General features: G+C 55.8%; 18 protein-coding genes. 8 read left to right on the top strand and 10 right to left on the bottom strand.

From position 1 onward, the window contains the following. Positions 1 to 10: 10 nt before the first annotated feature. Positions 11 to 316 (bottom strand): 50S ribosomal protein L21, encoded by a 306-nt coding sequence (gene rplU / locus PK28_RS01120; protein WP_044510541.1) that lies wholly within the window; start codon positions 314 to 316, stop codon positions 11 to 13. A gap of 460 nt (positions 317 to 776) precedes the next feature. Here rplU and PK28_RS01125 point away from each other — a divergent pair, with 460 nt between their 5' ends. Continuing rightward, complete coding sequence (locus tag PK28_RS01125; RefSeq protein ID WP_071885029.1) at positions 777 to 1,739, top strand: ribonucleoside-diphosphate reductase small subunit; 963 nt, start codon at positions 777 to 779, stop codon at positions 1,737 to 1,739. Positions 1,740 to 1,828: 89 nt separating this feature from the next. On the opposite strand, the gene PK28_RS01130 is transcribed toward PK28_RS01125, so the two are convergent. Next, entirely contained in the window at positions 1,829 to 2,257 is a 429-nt protein-coding gene (locus tag PK28_RS01130) for an endonuclease domain-containing protein (protein ID WP_044510543.1), read from the bottom strand. Positions 2,258 to 2,651: 394 nt separating this feature from the next. Between PK28_RS01130 and PK28_RS01135 the strand changes: the two genes are divergently transcribed. Beyond that, entirely contained in the window at positions 2,652 to 5,027 is a 2,376-nt protein-coding gene (locus tag PK28_RS01135; protein WP_044510545.1) for a ribonucleoside-diphosphate reductase subunit alpha, read from the top strand. A gap of 102 nt (positions 5,028 to 5,129) precedes the next feature. Continuing rightward, the gene (locus PK28_RS19795; protein WP_071885030.1) at positions 5,130 to 6,956 is read left to right on the top strand and encodes an AAA family ATPase; all 1,827 of its coding nucleotides are present in this window, start codon (positions 5,130 to 5,132) and stop codon (positions 6,954 to 6,956) included. A gap of 69 nt (positions 6,957 to 7,025) precedes the next feature. Here PK28_RS19795 and PK28_RS01145 read toward each other — a convergent pair whose 3' ends face one another. Further along, positions 7,026 to 7,676 carry a hypothetical protein gene (locus PK28_RS01145; RefSeq protein WP_044510549.1) on the bottom strand — a complete coding sequence of 217 codons (651 nt, stop codon included), beginning with the start codon at positions 7,674 to 7,676 and terminating at the stop codon, positions 7,026 to 7,028. 225 nt (positions 7,677 to 7,901) lie between these two features. After that, entirely contained in the window at positions 7,902 to 8,192 is a 291-nt protein-coding gene (locus tag PK28_RS19480; RefSeq protein ID WP_052430506.1) for a hypothetical protein, read from the bottom strand. Positions 8,193 to 9,206: 1,014 nt separating this feature from the next. Between PK28_RS19480 and PK28_RS01155 the strand changes: the two genes are divergently transcribed. Further along, on the top strand, positions 9,207 to 9,611 hold the full coding sequence (locus tag PK28_RS01155; RefSeq protein ID WP_044510551.1) for a hypothetical protein: 405 nt from the start codon (positions 9,207 to 9,209) through the stop codon (positions 9,609 to 9,611). Positions 9,612 to 9,761: 150 nt separating this feature from the next. On the opposite strand, the gene PK28_RS01160 is transcribed toward PK28_RS01155, so the two are convergent. After that, positions 9,762 to 10,892, bottom strand: a complete 1,131-nt coding sequence (locus tag PK28_RS01160) for a T9SS type A sorting domain-containing protein (RefSeq protein WP_044510553.1) — start codon at positions 10,890 to 10,892, stop codon at positions 9,762 to 9,764. 508 nt (positions 10,893 to 11,400) lie between these two features. Here PK28_RS01160 and PK28_RS01165 point away from each other — a divergent pair. Together PK28_RS01165 and PK28_RS01170 are read left to right on the top strand one after the other, a co-directional pair. Further along, a complete protein-coding gene (locus PK28_RS01165; protein WP_044510555.1) occupies positions 11,401 to 11,802 on the top strand; it encodes a hypothetical protein in 402 nt (133 codons plus the stop codon). Between the two features lie 264 nt (positions 11,803 to 12,066). Beyond that, a complete protein-coding gene (locus PK28_RS01170) occupies positions 12,067 to 12,954 on the top strand; it encodes a DUF5694 domain-containing protein (protein ID WP_156126188.1) in 888 nt (295 codons plus the stop codon). 19 nt (positions 12,955 to 12,973) lie between these two features. On the opposite strand, the gene PK28_RS01175 is transcribed toward PK28_RS01170, so the two are convergent. Then, positions 12,974 to 13,408, bottom strand: a complete 435-nt coding sequence (locus tag PK28_RS01175; RefSeq protein ID WP_044510557.1) for a SpoIIAA family protein — start codon at positions 13,406 to 13,408, stop codon at positions 12,974 to 12,976. A 170-nt stretch (positions 13,409 to 13,578) separates the two neighbouring features. On the opposite strand from PK28_RS01175, the gene PK28_RS01180 reads away from it, so the two are divergent. Then, complete coding sequence (locus tag PK28_RS01180; RefSeq protein ID WP_044510560.1) at positions 13,579 to 13,857, top strand: hypothetical protein; 279 nt, start codon at positions 13,579 to 13,581, stop codon at positions 13,855 to 13,857. Positions 13,858 to 13,963: 106 nt separating this feature from the next. Here the strand turns inward: PK28_RS01180 and PK28_RS01185 are convergent, their stop codons facing one another. Together PK28_RS01185 and PK28_RS01190 are read right to left on the bottom strand one after the other, a co-directional pair. Beyond that, entirely contained in the window at positions 13,964 to 14,299 is a 336-nt protein-coding gene (locus PK28_RS01185) for a hypothetical protein (protein WP_044510562.1), read from the bottom strand. Between the two features lie 149 nt (positions 14,300 to 14,448). Then, complete coding sequence (locus PK28_RS01190) at positions 14,449 to 16,086, bottom strand: MFS transporter (protein WP_048825409.1); 1,638 nt, start codon at positions 16,084 to 16,086, stop codon at positions 14,449 to 14,451. A gap of 203 nt (positions 16,087 to 16,289) precedes the next feature. On the opposite strand from PK28_RS01190, the gene PK28_RS01195 reads away from it, so the two are divergent. Further along, positions 16,290 to 16,649 (top strand): VOC family protein, encoded by a 360-nt coding sequence (locus tag PK28_RS01195; RefSeq protein WP_044510564.1) that lies wholly within the window; start codon positions 16,290 to 16,292, stop codon positions 16,647 to 16,649. A 154-nt stretch (positions 16,650 to 16,803) separates the two neighbouring features. Here the strand turns inward: PK28_RS01195 and PK28_RS18750 are convergent, their stop codons facing one another. Both PK28_RS18750 and PK28_RS01205 read right to left on the bottom strand, forming a co-directional pair. Then, on the bottom strand, positions 16,804 to 18,399 hold the full coding sequence (locus tag PK28_RS18750; RefSeq protein WP_048825411.1) for a M56 family metallopeptidase: 1,596 nt from the start codon (positions 18,397 to 18,399) through the stop codon (positions 16,804 to 16,806). After that, entirely contained in the window at positions 18,396 to 18,767 is a 372-nt protein-coding gene (locus PK28_RS01205; protein ID WP_044510566.1) for a BlaI/MecI/CopY family transcriptional regulator, read from the bottom strand. Before PK28_RS01205 ends, PK28_RS18750 begins: the two co-directional genes overlap by 4 nt. Positions 18,768 to 18,770 lie beyond the last annotated feature (3 nt).

Here is an 18,770-nt window from a genome sequence, read left to right on the forward strand (position 1 = left end):
ACCGCTTTCCTTAGCCGATGCTGTTGATCATTACTTTGGTGAACTGCTGACGGTGACCGTTCAGCTTCTTGTATCCCTTACGGCGCTTCTTCTTGAACACCAGGACTTTATCACCCTTTACGTGCTCCAGAATAGTACCCGTTACGGCTACGTCCAGCAAGGGCGCGCCGATGGTCAGCGTACCGTTGTCATCGGTCAGCAGGGCTTTGCCCAACTCCACCTTGTCGCCGACGTTGCCGGCCAGTCGGTGAGCGTATACAAATTTATTGGCTTCGACCTTGGTCTGCTTGCCAGCTATGTTGACGATTGCGTACATCGGCGTCTTCGCGGTTTCTGAAAAATGGAAGGCAAAAGTACAAGTACGAATCTACAATTCCAAACCTAACTCGTTAATCATCATTAGCCCAACCCGTCCCGGCCCCCTCCGCCCTACTTAGGAGGCTCCCGCACAGAGCACGCGAATAACATTTTTGTGGATAATTATGATTGTCCACACCTCATTTGTGGATAACTTTTGTAAAATCCCTGCTTTTTGGTATTTCTCGGGGTATTTTCCAGCTTTTGCCGTTGTGGACAACATTCGGGGCATACACAAAAATTAACAGAGAAAAAACGGGTTCGGGGGGCGCGGCTCCCGAAACTGCGGTTTATATTTGATGCTCCGGGGTTGGCAACTGCCCGCCGGATATTCCAAAACATTCCGGTTGCCACGAAGTTGAAAACCACGACTTCCCCGGCTGTTCCGGTCTTAATTCGCTACTCAAACCTTGCCTGCTATGGAACCTTTGCTCGTCGAAAATCCCAACCGCTTTGTTCTGTTCCCCATTCAGCACGATACGGTGTGGCAGATGTACAAGAAAGCCGAAGCCTCCTTCTGGACGGCCGAGGAAATCGACCTGAGCCAGGACCAGAAGGACTGGGAAGCCCTCAACGATGGGGAGCGACACTTCATCAGCCACGTGCTGGCCTTCTTCGCTGCCTCCGATGGCATTGTGAATGAGAACCTGGCCGTGAACTTCATGCAGGAAGTGCAGATGCCCGAGGCGCGCTGCTTCTACGGTTTCCAGATCATGATGGAAAACATCCATTCGGAAACCTACTCCCTGCTGATTGACACTTACATCAAAGACCCCAAGGAAAAGGACCGCCTCTTCAACGCGCTGGAAACCGTTCCCTGCGTGAAGAAGAAAGGCGAGTGGGCCCTGAAGTGGATTAACTCCGAAGACTTTGCCGAGCGCATCATTGCCTTCGCAGCCGTAGAAGGCATTTTCTTCTCGGGCTCGTTCTGCTCCATTTTCTGGCTGAAGAAGCGCGGCCTCATGCCGGGCCTCACCTTCAGCAACGAGCTCATCAGCCGCGACGAGGGCCTGCACTGCGACTTTGCCTGCCTGCTCTACGAGAAGTACCTGGTAAACAAGCTGCCCGAGGCCCGCGTGCACGCCATCATCCGCGACGCCGTAACCATTGAGCAGGAGTTTGTAACCGATGCCCTGCCCGTGAACCTGATTGGCATGAATGCCAAGGCCATGTCGCAGTACATCGAGTTTGTGGCCGACCGCCTGCTGCAAAGCCTGGGCTACAGCAAAATCTACAACGCCACCAACCCCTTCGACTTCATGGAAATGATTTCCCTGCAGGGCAAAACCAACTTCTTCGAGAAGCGCGTAGCCGAGTACCAGAAAGCCGGCGTCATGAGTGAGCGTACCGAAAACGCCTTTTCGCTGGACGAGGATTTTTAAGCCATCCAATTCAACAAGCAAAAAAAGCCCCGCGACAATTCTGCCGCGGGGCTTTTTCATTCTACAGCTAGAGCTAAGAAAACTAAAAACTAGTTCCCCTCCTCAGCTGAGGAGGGGTTAGGGGTGGTTGATAATCGTTGAACAACATCATCAGTACCATAAGCCGCTGCAATTCCTGCCAGCACACCATCCAGTTGCGCCAGCACCAGCTGATTCTCAAACCGCAACACCCGCAGCCCTAGCCCCGTCAGGTAAGCTGTTCTTTCCACATCGTGTGCTTCGCCGCTTGCCGTGTAATGCCCGGCACCATCCAGTTCCACAATCAGCTTTTCAGAGGCGCAGTAGAAGTCAACGATATAGGGTCCGATGCTGTGCTGTCGGCGGAATTTCCGGCCGCCTAGCTGGCTGCGCTGAAGTGCCCGCCACAAGGTGGCCTCGGCAGGGGTAAGGTTGTTCCGCAATTCCCGCCGGGTGCTTTTCTGATGCGGGTGATTATGAACGTGGCGAGTATCCGACATGGCAGACAGAGTTAGATGTCCAAAATAAACAACGATTGGTCAACCACCCCTAGCCCCTCCTCATCTGAGGAGGGGAACTAGCTTTTAGTTTTCTAGCATTTGCCCCTCCCGCCCTACCCTGTTGTACCAAATTCCCCACTCCCGCGCAACCTGAATTTCTCCTCTCCTTCCCCGGCAACATAGCCCCACGCCGATATTAAAAACCTGCTGAATTGCACTGATTTAAGGCAATGTGGAAAACTTCTGAAAAGAACGTTTGTCCTGCCCGTGGAAGACCAATAACTTCCGGAATCAATCTGCTCCGTGAGCGGCGGATTGCGCCTCTTGTTAGAACCTTCGGCTGGCTCTGCGCAGAGCAGCCCCATCCTATCCAACCTCATAACCTGCTACGTCTATGCTGGTACTCAAACGCGACGGTCGCCGCGAATCCGTGAAATTCGACAAAGTCACGGCACGCATTGAAAAGCTCTGTTACGGGCTTAACATGATGTTCGTATCGCCGGTGGAGGTGGCCAAAAAGGTCATTGATGGCATTTACGACGGCGTAACCACCGTAGAGCTGGACAACCTGGCCGCGGAAACTGCCGCCTCGCTCACCACCAAGCACCCCGACTACGCTATTCTGGCGGCGCGCATTGCCGTGAGCAACCTGCACAAGGTTACCTCCAAGTCGTTCAGCAGCACCATGAAGCGGCTGTACACCTACGAGGACCCCAAAACCGGCGAAAACGCTTCCCTCATTGCCAAAGACGTGTGGGAAGTAATTCACAAGCACGCCGCTACCCTGGACTCGGCCATCATCTATGACCGGGACTACAGCTACGACTACTTCGGCTTTAAAACCCTCGAGCGGAGCTACCTGCTGCGCGTAGACGGCAAAGTGGTAGAGCGGCCCCAGCACATGCTCATGCGTGTCGCCATTGGCATCCATAAGGACGATCTGGAGTCGGCTATTGAGACCTACAACCTCATGAGCGAGCGGTGGTTCACGCACGCCACGCCTACGCTGTTCAACGCCGGCTCGCCCAAGCCCCAGCTCAGCTCCTGCTTCCTGCTCACGATGAAGGACGACTCCATCACGGGCATTTACGACACGCTGAAAAACTGCGCCCAGATTTCGCAGAGCGCCGGCGGCATTGGCCTGAGCATTCACAACGTGCGCGCCACCGGTTCCTACATCAAAGGCACCAACGGCACCTCAAACGGCATCATCCCGATGCTGAAAGTGTTTAACGACACGGCCCGCTACGTAGACCAGGGCGGCGGAAAGCGCAAAGGCGCCTTCGCCATCTACATTGAGCCCTGGCACGCCGATATCTTCGACTTCCTGGATCTGAAGAAGAACCACGGCAAGGAGGAAAACCGCGCCCGCGACCTGTTCTACGCCCTCTGGACGCCCGACCTGTTCATGAAGCGCGTGGAAGCCAACGCCGACTGGACGCTGATGTGCCCCAACGAGTGCCCCGGCCTGGGCGACACCTGGGGTAAGGACTTCGAGCGCCTCTACGAGAAGTATGAGCGCGAAGGCCGCGGCCGCAAAACCATTAAGGCGCAGGAGCTGTGGTTCTCTATTCTGGAAAGCCAGCAGGAGACCGGCACGCCCTACATGCTGTTCAAGGACGCCGCCAACAGCAAGAGCAACCAGCAGAACCTCGGCACCATTAAGTCCTCCAACCTGTGCACCGAGATTATGGAGTACACCGACGAGAACGAAATTGCGGTGTGCAACCTGGCTTCCCTGGCGCTGCCGCGCTACCTCAAAGAAGAAAACGGCACCGTGATGTTCGACCACGACAAGCTGTACGAGGTAACGTACCACGCCACCAAGAACCTGAACAAGGTAATTGACATCAACTACTACCCCGTGCCCGAGGCGGAGCGCAGCAACCGCCGCCACCGCCCCATCGGGCTGGGTGTGCAGGGGCTGGCCGATACGTTCATTGCGCTGCGCATGCCCTTCGAGAGCGACGAGGCCAGCGGACTGAACAAGGACATCTTCGAAACCATCTACTTCGCGGCCATGACGGCCTCCAAGGACCTGGCCATGAAGGACGGCGCCTACGAAACCTTCCAGGGCTCGCCCCTGAGCCAGGGCAAGTTCCAGTTTGATCTGTGGGGCGTAACGCCCGACTCGGGCCGTTGGGACTGGGATACCCTGCGCCAGCAGGTAATGGAGCACGGCGTGCGCAACTCGCTGCTGGTAGCGCCCATGCCTACGGCCAGCACGGCCCAGATTCTGGGTAATAACGAGTCGTTTGAGCCGTATACCTCCAACATTTACGTGCGCCGCGTGCTCAGCGGCGAGTTTATGGTGGTGAACAAGCACCTGCTGAAGGACCTGGTGAAGCTGGGCATCTGGAACGACCAGATGAAGACGGCCATCATTGCCGCCAACGGCTCGGTGCAGGACATCCCCAACATTCCGCAGCACATCAAGGACCTGTACAAAACGGTGTGGGAGATTTCGCAGCGCCGCATTATTGATATGTCCGCTGACCGGGGCGCCTACATCTGCCAGAGCCAGAGCCTGAACCTGCACGTGCAGAACGTGAACTTTGGTAAGCTCACCAGCATGCACTTCCACAGCTGGAAGAAGGGCCTGAAAACCGGCATGTACTACCTGCGCACCAAAGCCGCCGCCGATGCCATCAAGTTCACGGTGCAGAAGCAAGCCGCCGAAACCCTGGAGCCCATGAACGTAGCCGACCAGGCCGCCGCCATGGCCTGCTCCCTGGATAATCCGGACGCCTGCGAGGCGTGTGGTTCGTAAAAGAAAAAGACATTTTTTAAAAGGTGTGTCTGAAATATTTAAATATTTCAGACACACCTTTTTTGTTGTAATTCAATTTTAAATCGACAATTGTGTTTAAAAATGGAAATAATTTTTAATAAAACCTATAAATCTATTTCTCCTTTTGAATGGAAAAATATAGCACCACTTTCAATTATCACTGGATTAAATGGCGTAGGAAAAAGCCAGCTTCTCCAGGTAATTTCTTCCGAATACAATGATGCTTTTAGCAAAAAAAAGAATGGACAACCCGAAATTGAGAATTTCTTTGGCCATGATTTCAAATTTAACAAATACAGCCAAGGGGCAAATTATCTTAACAACATATCACTAAGCAATCAAAGCGTCAACTATAGCGACTTAAAGTTAATAGTTGATACCATATATAGCTTTAAGAAACCTAAATCGGCACCAGCAAGCTATAATGGTAATTTTACATATGAACAAGAGCAACAACTAAATGAGCTTATTGAAGCTAAAAATTCAAGCAGTCCTTTTTATCATCTAGCCAAATCAAAAGCCCCTAGCATATGGCAATTTCTATGTTCTAGCCTGAATAAAGAAGAAAAGGATATAACACCATTTGATATTTCCATAAATCTTCCAGACCACATTCTATTTGAGGATTACCACACAGCAAATGGCGCTAGCCTAGGATTCACTTTTTTTCTTTTCGAATACAAAAGATTAGCAAGGGAGAAAGCGGGATTAGTATCATTCGATAACATTCCCCCATGGCAAATACTTAACGAGGCAATAGAAGCCTCTAATCTTCCATATAAAATTTCATCTCCTGATTCGGCGGGCATTGCTCTTGTGCTTCAAGATCCACTCAATGAGTCATTGAGTATACCATTCACTATAAATATCACTCATATAACTAAGGAATATGAAGTGCAATTTTATGACTTATCATCCGGAGAAAAAATATTGATGTCTTTGGCGATGCTCCTGTATTATGCTAAAGAGAGCGGAGTTGATCAAGACATTTTGCTGTTAGATGAGCCCGATGCGCATCTACATCCATCAATGACCCAGCAGTTCTTTCGGGTTGTATATGATGTACTTGTCAAGCGACATGGAGTAACGGTCATTATGACCACTCACTCCCCTTCAACTGTAGCATTAGCACCAGAGGAATCTGATTGTATAGTTTATGAGTTAAAGAAAGACCCTACTACTATTATTCCTATTGTATCAAAAGAAAAAATTATTGAAGCTCTGACTGAAGGCATTGTATTAGTCATGCCCGCAACACGCACAATTTTGATTGAAGGAAAAGATGACAAACCATTTTATGAGGCATTTTACGGTATACTTCTTAATAAAAAGGCATTAGCAGGTCAAGCTACTTTATCTTTTGTTACTGGTACAGGTGTTAATAGTGTCCATCATTGGTCCAAGGGGTTACGTGCAGCAGGCCTCAGCAACACTATTAGAGGTATAATTGACAAGGACAATGACAATGTAGTTTCAGAAGGAATAATAAGGCTTGAGCGTTATAGTATTGAAAATTATATGCTTGACCCTGTATTAATATTAGTAACAGGTAAAACAATACCTAATACAATAATTAGACATGGTTTGCATAATGGTGACGAGGAAAAATTCCGTGGCCTCACCCAGCAACAAGTGCAAGAAATAGCAAATTCATTACTATCACATATTGAACTCAAAATACCTCATTTAAAACCACATGAGACAACAAAGATATCTGTGGAGTTTACGAATGGCTTTGTTATTGAATACCCTCAATGGTTTCTACAACGCAGAGGCAAGGAGCTGTATGGAATATTTAATGAAGAGTTTGGCAAAAACCTTACTCGTGATGCATTAACAGCTTCTCTCAAAAGAGTTCAGTTCATACCAAAAGACATTCTAGCACTTTTTCGCACCGTACAAAACTGAGTATTTACTTATGCCTCAAAAGAAAAGGCCCGCAAATCTGCGGGCCTTTTCTTTTAAAGTGTAAAGCTCTTAAGACTTAGCATAGGGGAAGTTGCGCGACACCTTGCGCATCATGCGCTCTACCAGGTCGTCGGTGGAGGAGCCGATGCCATCATCCATGGTCTTGAAGAAGCGCCACAGCAGTTCGCCGTCGCTGCCTTCGTTCAGCTGGAGGAAGAGCGTGCCGGTGCCGGTTTTGCCGCCCATGCCGCCTATTAACAGGGCCGTAGCAATAGCGGCACCATCTGACTTGGTCTGCTCCTGCTCAAAGCGGCCGCCCAGCACGGCATCTACGCCCAGGATTTTGGCCAGCTCGTCGCGCGTCATTTCATCCAGCTTATCCATTACGCCGGCTTTCTTCAGCAGGATGTTGGTTTTGTCTACGTCCTGGAAGGTGACGGTGTAGTTGTTGGCTTTGCGAAGCAGGAAGGTGTACAAGCTAGCCTGGATGGACTTCGACATAGATTTCTCCTGCTCCCGGTTTGCCTCGGCGCTGAAGTTCTTCGGCTGCTTTTTGTAGGTGATTTTGGTTTCGAAAGGCAGGATAGCTACCGTCTTGTGCTTGGCAATTTCGGTCTTCAACTTGGGGCTTTCGAAGATTTGCTTCGCGCTTTCGAAGCCCTGCGCATAAGAGAATGAGATGCTCAGAGCGAGCAACGCGGATAGATAGAATTTCTTCATGTTTTGTGGTGTGGAATAGGTTGTATTGGCGAAAGATAAAAGATGATATTATCAAATCAATATATAATACCAAAGCGCCCTGCCGGCTGGTGGGTGGCGGTGGCTGATGCCCGCCCGGGGCTACCTGCTGCCAGGCTGAGCAAGGCCGCGTAGCCGCCACTATACCGGAACAAAAAAGACCTCCACCGCAGTGGAAGCCTTTTTTTTATAGATAACGGGCCGCTACTAATGGCGTCCCTTGCCGTGCCCTTTTCCATGCCCACGGCCGCCGCCATAGTAGGCACCGCGGGGGGCGTAGTACACGGGGCGGGCCGGCACCACCATCACGGGGCGGGGCTGATAATAGTAGTGCTTAGGGCCTTTCGCCTTTTTGGGGTGATGCACTTCGCGCACCACAATGACGGGGGGCGGCGCCGGGCGGCCAATGTTGATGGTAACCTGGGCGCTGGCTGGCGTAGCGCTAAGCCCCAGAATAGCTGCTACCAAAAAGGCAGCGAGAGAGAAGATTTTCAGCATACACAAACGGTGAAGGACAGGGAGGCAAAATGCACCTCAACAGTGCTCAAAAAACACGCCAAAACGCCGCCGTTTTAGCCAGTCCCCGCCCTAAAGTTCCCGGAACCCCCATAGCACCCCGGAAAACGGAATAGGTTAGCCCCGGCCCTAAAACCAGTTCGGGTCAGATACCCAACCAAGTTGGTATCAGACCCGAGCTAATTCCCCTTAGGGGGCTATCTGGTAATTTCCTGTTCTACGCAGGCGCCGCGGCGCGGCGCATGGCCGCAGCCACCCTGGCCTTAGTAAACAAACCGGCCCAACCGACGACGGGCGGCAGCCGAAAGCGAAGTAGCAGGACGAACAGAAAGGGCGGAGGAGGCAACAAAACGTTTCATGACTCAAAAAGGAAAAATGTGAATTGACTTGATTTAGAAAAGACAGGCGCTGAGCCGCTTAGTAAACAAAGCGTCCCAAACGGCGGCGGGCAGCAGCCGACAGCGAAGCAGAAGGTTTCAGGGAACGAGCGGAGGAGGAAGTGAAGCGTGACATGGCTGAAAAGAGAAAGAGAGTGGATGAATGATTGCTGGTTTGGATCAGGTCCGTACTGTGCGTTTCTGAACATCACTGCGGCGAACCTGTATAGTAGTACCCAAGCCCCGTGCCAATGTTATAAGTTATTGATTATCACATATTTATAACGAATATCAGCTACACCCACTCCGTAAAAAACGTCCGTAATCAGGCAGACTGTCCGTTTTCGTACAGTCCTGACCCGGGCAATGCAGAAATCCGGCTTTTACTGGTGATTTTTTTTTCGAGGCTGGCCGCGGCCGGGCGGCCGCGAGGGAGCGTTGGCAGTGAAAAAGCCGCTTACAGCGGCTTTAATAGAATCTTTTCAATAATCATTAAAATATATATAAGCCCACAGGCAACCGTTCAGCTGAGCTGCGAATCTTACTGGCAACCGGGAAGGGCTGCCCGCTACGCCGTGGGCCGCAGCTTCCTTATCCAACCTCCTTACCCTACCACGCTATGAAAACACTCCTCCAAAAAGCCTCCCGCCTGGTGCTGGTGGCCGCCTTCGCTGGTCTTGGCTTTACGCAGCCGGCTCAGGCCCAAACTGCCAACCAGGCGCCGGCCGTCAGTGTGCTGAAAGTAAACGACTTCACTTATATAGTGCGGGCCAGCAACCCCCAGCGGCAACGCAGCCGGCTGCAAGTGGTTCGGCTGAGCGACAATGCCGTTGTCTACAGCCAATCTACCTTTAAGCCCACCTTCGGCGGCCGGCTGAACGTGCAGCAGCTGACGGATGGGGAATATGCCGTGGTGGTGAAAGTAGGCCAGGGCGTAACCCGCTACTCGCTGAACCTGCAAACCGAAACGGAGCGCACAGTACACCTGGAGAATGTGTCGCTAGCGGCTGTGAACACCAAATAGCTTCCCTCCCACTCCTTTAGCAGGATGGGCATAAAACAAGGCAGGGTATCCACGTAAAGCGGATACCCTGCCTTGTTTTTGTAGGGGTGCTACCTACTCACTCCCAGTAGGTGACCAGCAAACCGGCCGCACGGCCCCGTCAGGCCCAACTTATTTTACCAGCAGGCGTTGGCTGCTGGCGCCGGTGCGCAGCAGGTATAGCCCGGGGTTTAAGCCCTGCAGGTCCAGCGTGGCCTCGGTGGCCCGGGCACCTACCGGATATTGGCGCACTTCCCGGCCCAGGGCATCGGTTAGGGTAAGCGTGGTTTTGCGGCTGAGGGCCCGCAAATGCACCGTGGCGGTGCCCTGCGCCGGGTTGGGGCTGATGCTCTGCATGATGGAAGCGGCCTGCCGGCGGGCACTCGTCAGCACATCGCAGCCCGTGGGCGGCACTTTCAGAGGCTGCGGCGTAAAGAAGGGGCTCTGGTTGAGGGTGTCTTTCTCCGCCTGGCTAATGTAGGTGTTGGGGTAGTCGACATAGCCCAGATACAGCAGGTCGCTGTAGTCGCAGGTGGGCAGGCCGTCGTCGCAGCCGGGAGGGTGGGGCAGGCCAAAGGCATGGCCCATCTCGTGCGCCAGGCGCCCCACGTACAGGCAGGGCGCATAATGGGGCGGCTCGGGGTCGGTGGGGCAATAGCGGGTGGTAGGCAGGTTGAGCAGGCCTTTGAAATCGTTGGAATCCATCACCACTATTCCACCACCCCCGCAGCCACCGCACTGCCCGCAGGCCGCTTCGGCATCTATGTAGAATACGTACACGTTCTGCGGGTCGTAGTACATGCCGTTCACGGCCGCAAACCCATCCTGGGCCACATTATAGAAGAACTGCGCAAAGTTGTTGCCATTGGGGTTGGTCTGGTACCAGGCCGCATCGTGCGGGGTCTGGTAAACTTCCACCACCGGCTCCCGCAGCGTAAAGGTTTTGGTGTTGCCCATTTGCTGCTGATAAAAGCTTTGCACGTGCAGGGCCGCGTTGCCTATTGCCGTGGCGTAGGTGGGGTTGTAGGTCCGGTCGGTGGGGATTAGGTAAATGATCCGCACCTGCGGGGGAAGCGCCTCGCGCCCGCTGCCGGTGCGGGGAGGAAACTTAAACGTGGCGGGAATATCTACCAGCTGCATGGCGCCGCCGGGCTGGCAAGTGTGCAGCAGCAGCTGCCCGGGGCCGGGAGTAGTAGGCTGCTGGCCCCAGGCCAGCGGAACTACTCCAAAAGCCAGCAGGAAAAGTAAGTACAGGTTTTTCATAGCGGATAGGCGTAGCAGGTTAGGTAAGCAGAAATAGAAATAAGACAGCCAACAAGCCTCCCGCAGCAGCCAGCGCAGGCTGGTCTGAGGGGAAAGGCACACCACGAACCGGGAACGGAGAGAGAAAGAAGCTCAACAGAGCAGGCGCGAAACGGCGGATAGCAACAGCACAATACTTCCCAGGCCTTAGCCGGCCCTAACCAGCTAAGTATTAATCATAAATATTATATTCAATATACAATAATTAAGAGAGTTTTTCACTTATAACTGGTGTTTAACATGATACCCCAGCCGGTTGCTTAGCGGCCTGCTGAAAGGGCATCTACCGGGGTTGGCGGGCGCCTTATTGCATTGTTCCTTTATTGATTCATCTTTCTTATAATCAGAGAATTATATACAAATAATATGCAACCGCGTGTGGAAAACGGTGTCTATGATACATCATACAAATACTGCTTCGCCGTTGGGCGGGCAGCCGTTTTTTCCAACCTTTTTACCACACCACGCTATGAAAACGCTCCTGAAACAAGCTCCCCGCCTCCTTCTGGTGGCCGCCTGCGCCAGTCTGGGTTTCGCCCAGGCCGCCCAGGCCCAGTCCTCTGCCCGTCCGCAGCCCGTTTGCGTGGATAAGGTGGGCGACTTTACCTACTTGGTGCGCGTGAGCAACCCGCGCTTTCAAAAGGGCGAGCTGCAAGTGGTGCGCCTCGCCGACAACGCCGTGCTCTACGATAAGATCACCAACAAACACGTCTTCGGGAGCAAGCTGAACGTGAAGGAGCTACCCGATGGCGAATATGCCTTTGTGGTGAAAGTGGGCAAAGACGTGACCCGCTATACCCTGGATATCCACACCACGGTGGAGCGCGCCGCCCGCCTGGGCTCCGTATCGATGACAGCCATGGCCGACTAGCGGCCCGGCGCCCACTTAACCGGCGCACGCCCAAGTAGCTGATAGCCCCCTTCCCAACAACTCGGGGAGGGGGCTATTTCCGTTCTGGAAGCGGGTTTCGAACGAAGCTGTAGCGCAGGCCGGCTGGCAGAGCAAGGCAAAGGCGGAAGAGGCCGCAAATTTCCGGGGCAGTTAGCAACCTGCCGTCCGTTTTTAGCATCTCTGGGTAGATACCGGATGATGCAAGCAGCGCCTCCCGGCCATACACCTTCCCTATTCCTGCCTATGGCCCGATTATTACCTGGTTTGATCTGCTTGGCCGGCCTGGCTAGCTGTACGGCTGCGCATACCCCCACCCCTACTCCCGCCACGGCTACTGCCGGGCGCCCCACTGAAATATGGCTGTTTGCCTCGCCCCACCTGGGGCAACTCTACAAGCAAAATCAACCCCAAACGGATGTGCTCACGCCCCGGCGGCAGGCTGAGTTGCGCGCCCTGCAGGACCAGCTGCAGCGCTTCCGCCCCGATGCCATTATGGTGGAAGAGCTACCCGGGCAGCAGGCGCGCATCGACAGTCTGTACCAGCGCTACCGGAAGGGTCAGCTGATGCTGGATAGCCTCCCCGATGGGCGCTCGGAAGTATTTCAGCTGGGCTTTGCGCTGGGCAAGCGCCTGGGCATCAGCCGCATTTATTGCGTAAACGCCCCGGGCGGCACCTCGCAGAGTATTCTAAACCAGGGCACTAACCTGGCGCTGTATGAGCAGGCCACCGCAGAGCACCGGCAGTTTTACAAGCCCGTAGTAGAGCAGTTTGAAAGCGGCACTATCACGCTTGGCGGCCTGTACTCCTTTCTCAACAGTCCGGCTTTTCTGCAGCAGCTGCACACGCTGGTGTACCGCACCCCCGCCCGGGTAACCGACGGCACCCTAAAGCCCGACCCCATGGTAGATGCCGCCTTCATTAGCCCGCACCACGTGGGGGCGGAGTTCATTTCCGTGTTTTATAACCGCGACCTGAAGGTGTATTCCAACATTGTAACCACGCAGCTGGCTACCGGCAGCGCCCGGATTCTTACCATCATCGGGGGCCGGCACGTGGCGTCTTTGAAAGGCATTTTCGCTACGGACCCCGCCTACCGGGTAGTGCCGGCGGCGTATCTCAGGCACAAGTAGCCGGCCCAGGGCGGGCAGCTTACAGCTGCGGGGCGGCGGGCTGCTGCAGAAGCCAGGCCAGAGCCTCGGCCTCCGTTTCGAAAGAGCGGTACTGCAGGGGCAGCCCCATTACCTGGGTGGTAATATAGGCGGTGGCCAGGCGCACCATAACATTGGGCGAAACGATGACCGCGCCGTGGCGGTAGCCGCCCTCGGACACCGCCCGGGGCATCCACTCCTGGGTTATCCAGGTTTGCTCCTCCGCCGTGAAGGGCTGCATCGGGCGTTGGTCAATCAGGATGCGGCTCCAGCCGTGCCGCTGCAGGGCCAGCATCATGTGCGTAAACACAGCCCGGGTATCTTCGGGCCGGCGGGGGCCGCTGCCCCAAATGGTACGCATAAACCCAGCAGGCTCTTCCAGCAGGCGCCCGGCGGCATTCTCAAAATAGATAGTGGCGGGCTTCAGCTTGCTCATGAGGGGCAAAAATATCACCTAATCCGGTAAGGTTTCAAGTGACTGAAGCTTACGGCGGCGGACCACCGGCAAAACCAGCATGCGCTGCCGCTGGGCTGGAACAGAACAAAGGGTTTGGTACAACCGGTGCCAGGTGGTAAAATTGCCGGCTCCATTACTATCCTTTCCTCATGCACGAGCCTATCCTGCAACTGGTTCACCAGGCCCACGCCCTCACGGAAACTGCCGCGCTCCAGGAGGCTGCTCCCGGTGCCCGCCGGCAGCTTCTCCTCGCCGATTTATCGTTGCACCTGGTGCAGGCCGCGCTGCGCCAACCACACCCCGACCCGGCACAGCTAAAGCGCTACCTGTTTTCTATTCTCACGCTCTGTGATGGACTGGTAGATGACCTGGACCTGAAAGCCATGGCCGAAACCGTGCTGGCCTCCCAACAGCCGGCCGCAGAGTAAAGCCCTACCTGGCTACCAGCAGCGTACCACCCCGGCCGTCGCATAAAAAGAGCCGCCCCTTCTCAAGGGAAGGGCGGCTCTTTTTTATGGCTACCAGCGGTAAAGCTTAGGGCTTGGGTGCAGGCGGTGGCGCCGGCATCTTCATATCCGGGGCATCTACCCGAATCACACCCCGTTTGGCCGGAGCAGCTTTTCTGGTTGGTGCGCCCTTGTTTTTGCGTTTGGCTTTGCGGTAAGCAGCCCAGCGGCGGAACACGCCCAGGCGCTTTTTCTTGCTGCGGCTATTGCCTTTGTAGCGTCGGTAAACAGGACGCGGCACTTTAGGAGGGCTTAACAGCAGAGCCGTTTCGGCCAGCGCAACGCTGGCCGACTCGGCCGCCACCTGACCCGGCTCTACCAGCATCAGAAAAGCCAGGAGCAGAATAAGCAGGAGTTTGGGCATATAGAAAGGGAGTAGAAGACCTGTTGATCTTCCTGTCACAAAGTTAATGCCGGAAGTGTGTTTTCGCCCCTGCTTTTTGAACCAAACTGTGAATTATAGTGTTATTTGATGTTTTTTTTCGTCGAGCTTAAACGCCACCGGCCCATCCCCTACACCGACGTAGCCACTTCTACATTTATAGTTTTGGGGAAAGCCAGGAAGTGGGTGACGCGGGGCGGCTCAGGACCGGTATGGAACTGGCGCACCCGGGCTTCCACGGCCACGTCCTCGCGGGTGAAGCGGTGGTGCTGGCGCTCATGCTCGCCCCAGGTAGCCACGTAGAAGAACTCGGTAATCTTTTCAGGTTGGGCCACATCGGCAAACACGCCGGCGCGCAGGGCACCGTCGCGGAGGCGCAGGCGCGTGAGCTGGGTGGCGGCCTGCCGGAACGCCGGCCAGCTGGCAGCCGGCACGTGGTATTCTATCATGACCACCACGGGACCATCGTCGGGGTCAATGTCGCCCTGCACTTCGGGGTCGGGCCAGTGCTCGGCGGGGGCCAGGTCCAGCCCCTCGGCTGAGCGCATGGGAAAGGGCAGCGCCAGCAGCATGCTCACCAGCATCCAGCCGGCCGTGAGCAGCAGGGAAAGCTCCAGGCTGGTGCGGTCGGCCAGCTCGCCCCAGGCCACGCTGCCCAGCGCCAGCCCCGCCTGAAACAGCAGCATGTAAATACTAACCACCCGCGCCTGCACCCACTTGGGCACGTGCAGCTGCACGGTGGTACTGAAGCTCGTCATCACCATCAGCCAGGCAATGCCGGAGAGGAACATTACCGGGTAAAGCAGGTACACCGAGGTAAGCAGCGCCAGGGCCACGTTGGTGCCCACAAAAACCAGCGTGCCCAGCAGCACCCGCTGGTTGAAGTTGAGCCGATGCCCCGCGCGGCCCATCAGAAAGGCCCCGGCCACCGCGCCCGCACCCAGCCAGGAGAGCATAATACCGTAGTGCCCGGAGCTGAGGTGCAGCCGGCGCGCCACTACCACCGAGAGCAGGGCCCACATGGCACTGGCCCCGAAGGAAAAGGCAAATGTGCGCACCAGCACGGCATAAATAGCCGGCGAGTACTGCACGTAGCGCAGCCCGGCCCGCAGCGCACCCGTAAAGTTCTCGGCCGGCCCGGTGGCTACCTCGGGGTTGCGCTTCCAGCTATACACCACGGCCCAGGTTCCCAGAAACGACAGCCCGTTCAGCAGAAACACCCACCCCGGCGAGTAGTAGGCAATAATGGCCCCGCCAATAGCAGGCCCCACGGCCCGGGCAATGTTATTGCTGACTCCGTTCAGCGTGATGGCAAAAGGCAGTGCCTGCCGGGGCACCAGCTCAATGGTTACCGTTTGCCAGATAGGGCCGTTCAGGGCCGCCCCAATGCCCAGCAGAAACGTGAAGCCCAGCACCCCCAGCGCCGATATCTCCCCCATAAGCGCCAGCGTGCCCAGCCACAGGGCCACCACCGCCATAAAACCCTGGGTGAAGAGCAGCAGCTTGCGCCGGTCAATCAGGTCGCCCATGGCACCGGCGGGCAGGCTGAGCAGGAAGGAGGGCAGACTGGTGGCGGTTTGCATGAGGGCTACCAGCAGCGCCGAGGTAGTAAGGGTAGTCACCAGCCAAACGCCCGCCACATTCTGCATCCAGGTGCCAATGTTGGACACCACGGAGGCAATCCAGATGGCCCGAAACAGCGAGTAAGTGAAGGGCGTCCAGAGCGTGGCTTTGGGCGCGTCAACAGAAGGGGAAAGCGAAGCAGGCATAGGAGAGCAGAGAGCCAAGGACGACCGGCTCCAGTACAGAACCAGCTCACGGGCGAATTGCTTTCCTACGCAGGCCGCCACCAAAGGGGTGCCTGCCCCGGGAAGGGTTCAGAGCACCCCTTTGCCAGGTCTGTGGGTTTCCTACTGAAGGCCATAAAAACCCGGTATCTTACGGGCTTACGCTCCACTACTTCCCTTTTTCTATGTTTCAAGGCTTACGCACCGTTGTCTATCCGGTCGGTAATCTGACTAAAGCCAAAGCGTGGTATAGCGCCGCGCTGGGGCAGGAGCCCTATTTTGACGAGCCCTTTTATGTGGGCTTCAATGTGGGCGGCTACGAGCTGGGCCTGGTGCCCGACGCACCTGTAGCCGGGCAGGCGGGCCCCATAGCCTACTGGGGCGTGCCCGATGCCGCCGCGGCCTTTGCCCGGCTGGTGGAGCTGGGCGCCCAGCCCCACGAAGACGTGCACGACGTGGGCGGCGGCATTCTGCTGGGCACCGTGCAGGACCCATTTGCCAACTTACTGGGTGTTATTCAGAATCCGCATTTCGCGCTGCCGTAGTAGGCAGGCCGTATTCCGGCCTCTTCCCAGCCGCATGTTGAGAGCTTCTCTGGTCTGGTCTGCCTAAGAAGCCGTAAGCCGCTGACGCCAATCACCAAAAATCCCTCTACCACTGGTTGGCAGAGGGATTTTCGCATAGGATTCCGGAAGGAGTCTATTTCGTTTTAATGATGATAGCGCCTTGCCGGCCCTTTTGGCCATACTTTTTCGTGGCCTGCTCGGCATCCATCAACAGCACCATTTCTATCTTCTCTTTCCCCATGGTGGCCTGCTCGGCCGTAGCTTCCTGGTCATTAATTATCAGCAGCTTACCGCGTAATACTGCGGCAGGAACACCCCGGCCCTCCGCTATGGAATTTAGGATTTGTTCATCTTCAGGATTAGTCTGATTAAACGTTATGCTATGCTTTTTAATGAAACGCTGTACTTCGGCGGAGTTGATGTTTTCTTTAGTGATAATGACGATTACTCCATGAATGGCCTTGTCGCCGAAGGTTTTGCGGGCGGTTTCGCCCTTTAGCACATTCATGCTGCTGATAGTTTTTGGATCCAGCTTATCCACCTCGCTTTTGGGCATGAGCTTGCCATCCACGTAATACAGGGGCTCCGGCGCCGCTACGGCCGCTACCGGCTCGCCCTTCTCCGTAAAGACCAGTTGCTTGGGCCGACGACCAACAGCAATTTCAGCCTTATAGCGCAGGTTGCTCCCATCAGGCGCGCGCAACTCCGACACGCCAATAAGACGGTAGCCGGGATATTCCTTTACGATATGCGCCAGCGCCGCCGGGGGCAAGTGACTGATAGTAGTGGGCTTTTCAATATCCTCGCCGGCCGGTGCCGCGGCCACAGTGGGCGTGAGCATGGCAGAGGCAGCCTCCGGGGCTGAGAAGCTCAGCAGGCCCAGGGCCAGGGGCAGCGCCAGCAGATAGCGGGCGGCTTGTTTGCGGGCAGAAGCGGGAGAATTCATCATGCGAATACGGTTTTTGAGAGTGATAAAGGAGAAGGGCGTTACCAGTGCCGGGCCCGGCGCCAGGGTGCTCAGCCGCACGAGGCTGTATTGATACTGTCGGGCATCGAGGCGGCCGGCGCGCAGCACTTCCTCATCCGTAATGAACTCCAGGTTTTCCTGCACGGCCCGCAGCAGCAGCCACGTGCCGGGGCTAAACCAGCCCATAATACGCTGCAGATGAGCCAGCAGCACATCCAGCGTGTGCCACTGGCGCACGTGCACCTGCTCGTGCAGCAGAATGGCCGGCAATTCTGTAGCGCCGTGCTGGTCGGGGTTCAGGTAAATCGTTTGCCAGAAGGAAAACGGATTCACCTCGGCAGCCACCTGGCGGAAAGGCACCCCGGCGGCCATGGCCGGGCGCGAGGCACGGTGCACCCCGGCCAGCGAAGCACCCTGCAGCAGCAGGCGCAACAGCATGAAGGCTACGCCCGCCCAGTACAGCCCCAGCAGCCAGAGCCCATAATCAGGTCCCGCGGCAGCGGCGGGCATGGCCTTGGCGGTACCGTCGCCCACCAGCAGGGCCCATTCCGGCAGTGCTACCGCGCTCAGCTGCACCGGCCGCACCAGCAGCGCCGAAACATCCAGCAGCGGGTAAAATAGGGAAAATGCGCCCGCGCCCAGCAGATACGCCCGGTTAAGCTGGTGAAACGTGAGGCGGCGGAGCAGCGCGTAATACAAGCCCAGCAGAAGCAGCAAGGCCGCGTTGGCCTTCAGCAGATAAACCAGCACGTCCGGCATCATGGCTGCGGGGGCTTTTGGCGTTCAATCATCTCAATGATTTCCTGCAGCTCCTGGGCGCTGATTTTCTGGTCCTGGGCAAAAAACGACACCAGTTCTTTGTAGGAGTTCTTGAAATAGTCGCCCACAAACGTGCTCATAAACCGCTTGCGGTAGTCCTCGGCGGCAATACGCGGCGTGAAGCGGTAGGTGTTGCCCAGCTTCTCGCTCTGCAGGTAGCCTTTGCGCTCCAGGTTGCGGATGGTGGAAGCCAGCGTGGTGTAAGGCGGCGGGGGCGCGGGCAGCCGTTCTAGCACGTCCTTGATAAAGCCTCCGCCCAGCTGCCAGAGCACCTGCATAGCTTCTTCTTCGGGTTGTGTGAGTCGTTCCATAGT

This window comes from Hymenobacter sp. DG25B (assembly GCF_000801315.1).
In the GTDB taxonomy this organism is placed as follows: Bacteria; Bacteroidota; Bacteroidia; order Cytophagales; family Hymenobacteraceae; genus Hymenobacter.

Coding starts and splice junctions, on each gene's coding strand:
- rplU (WP_044510541.1), bottom strand. CDS start 316: ATGTACGCAATCGTCAACATAGCTGGCAAGCAGACCAAGGTCGAAGCC.
- PK28_RS01125 (WP_071885029.1), top strand. CDS start 777: ATGGAACCTTTGCTCGTCGAAAATCCCAACCGCTTTGTTCTGTTCCCC.
- PK28_RS01130 (WP_044510543.1), bottom strand. CDS start 2,257: ATGTCGGATACTCGCCACGTTCATAATCACCCGCATCAGAAAAGCACC.
- PK28_RS01135 (WP_044510545.1), top strand. CDS start 2,652: ATGCTGGTACTCAAACGCGACGGTCGCCGCGAATCCGTGAAATTCGAC.
- PK28_RS19795 (WP_071885030.1), top strand. CDS start 5,130: ATGGAAATAATTTTTAATAAAACCTATAAATCTATTTCTCCTTTTGAA.
- PK28_RS01145 (WP_044510549.1), bottom strand. CDS start 7,676: ATGAAGAAATTCTATCTATCCGCGTTGCTCGCTCTGAGCATCTCATTC.
- PK28_RS19480 (WP_052430506.1), bottom strand. CDS start 8,192: ATGCTGAAAATCTTCTCTCTCGCTGCCTTTTTGGTAGCAGCTATTCTG.
- PK28_RS01155 (WP_044510551.1), top strand. CDS start 9,207: ATGAAAACACTCCTCCAAAAAGCCTCCCGCCTGGTGCTGGTGGCCGCC.
- PK28_RS01160 (WP_044510553.1), bottom strand. CDS start 10,892: ATGAAAAACCTGTACTTACTTTTCCTGCTGGCTTTTGGAGTAGTTCCG.
- PK28_RS01165 (WP_044510555.1), top strand. CDS start 11,401: ATGAAAACGCTCCTGAAACAAGCTCCCCGCCTCCTTCTGGTGGCCGCC.
- PK28_RS01170 (WP_156126188.1), top strand. CDS start 12,067: ATGGCCCGATTATTACCTGGTTTGATCTGCTTGGCCGGCCTGGCTAGC.
- PK28_RS01175 (WP_044510557.1), bottom strand. CDS start 13,408: ATGAGCAAGCTGAAGCCCGCCACTATCTATTTTGAGAATGCCGCCGGG.
- PK28_RS01180 (WP_044510560.1), top strand. CDS start 13,579: ATGCACGAGCCTATCCTGCAACTGGTTCACCAGGCCCACGCCCTCACG.
- PK28_RS01185 (WP_044510562.1), bottom strand. CDS start 14,299: ATGCCCAAACTCCTGCTTATTCTGCTCCTGGCTTTTCTGATGCTGGTA.
- PK28_RS01190 (WP_048825409.1), bottom strand. CDS start 16,086: ATGCCTGCTTCGCTTTCCCCTTCTGTTGACGCGCCCAAAGCCACGCTC.
- PK28_RS01195 (WP_044510564.1), top strand. CDS start 16,290: ATGTTTCAAGGCTTACGCACCGTTGTCTATCCGGTCGGTAATCTGACT.
- PK28_RS18750 (WP_048825411.1), bottom strand. CDS start 18,399: ATGATGCCGGACGTGCTGGTTTATCTGCTGAAGGCCAACGCGGCCTTG.
- PK28_RS01205 (WP_044510566.1), bottom strand. CDS start 18,767: ATGGAACGACTCACACAACCCGAAGAAGAAGCTATGCAGGTGCTCTGG.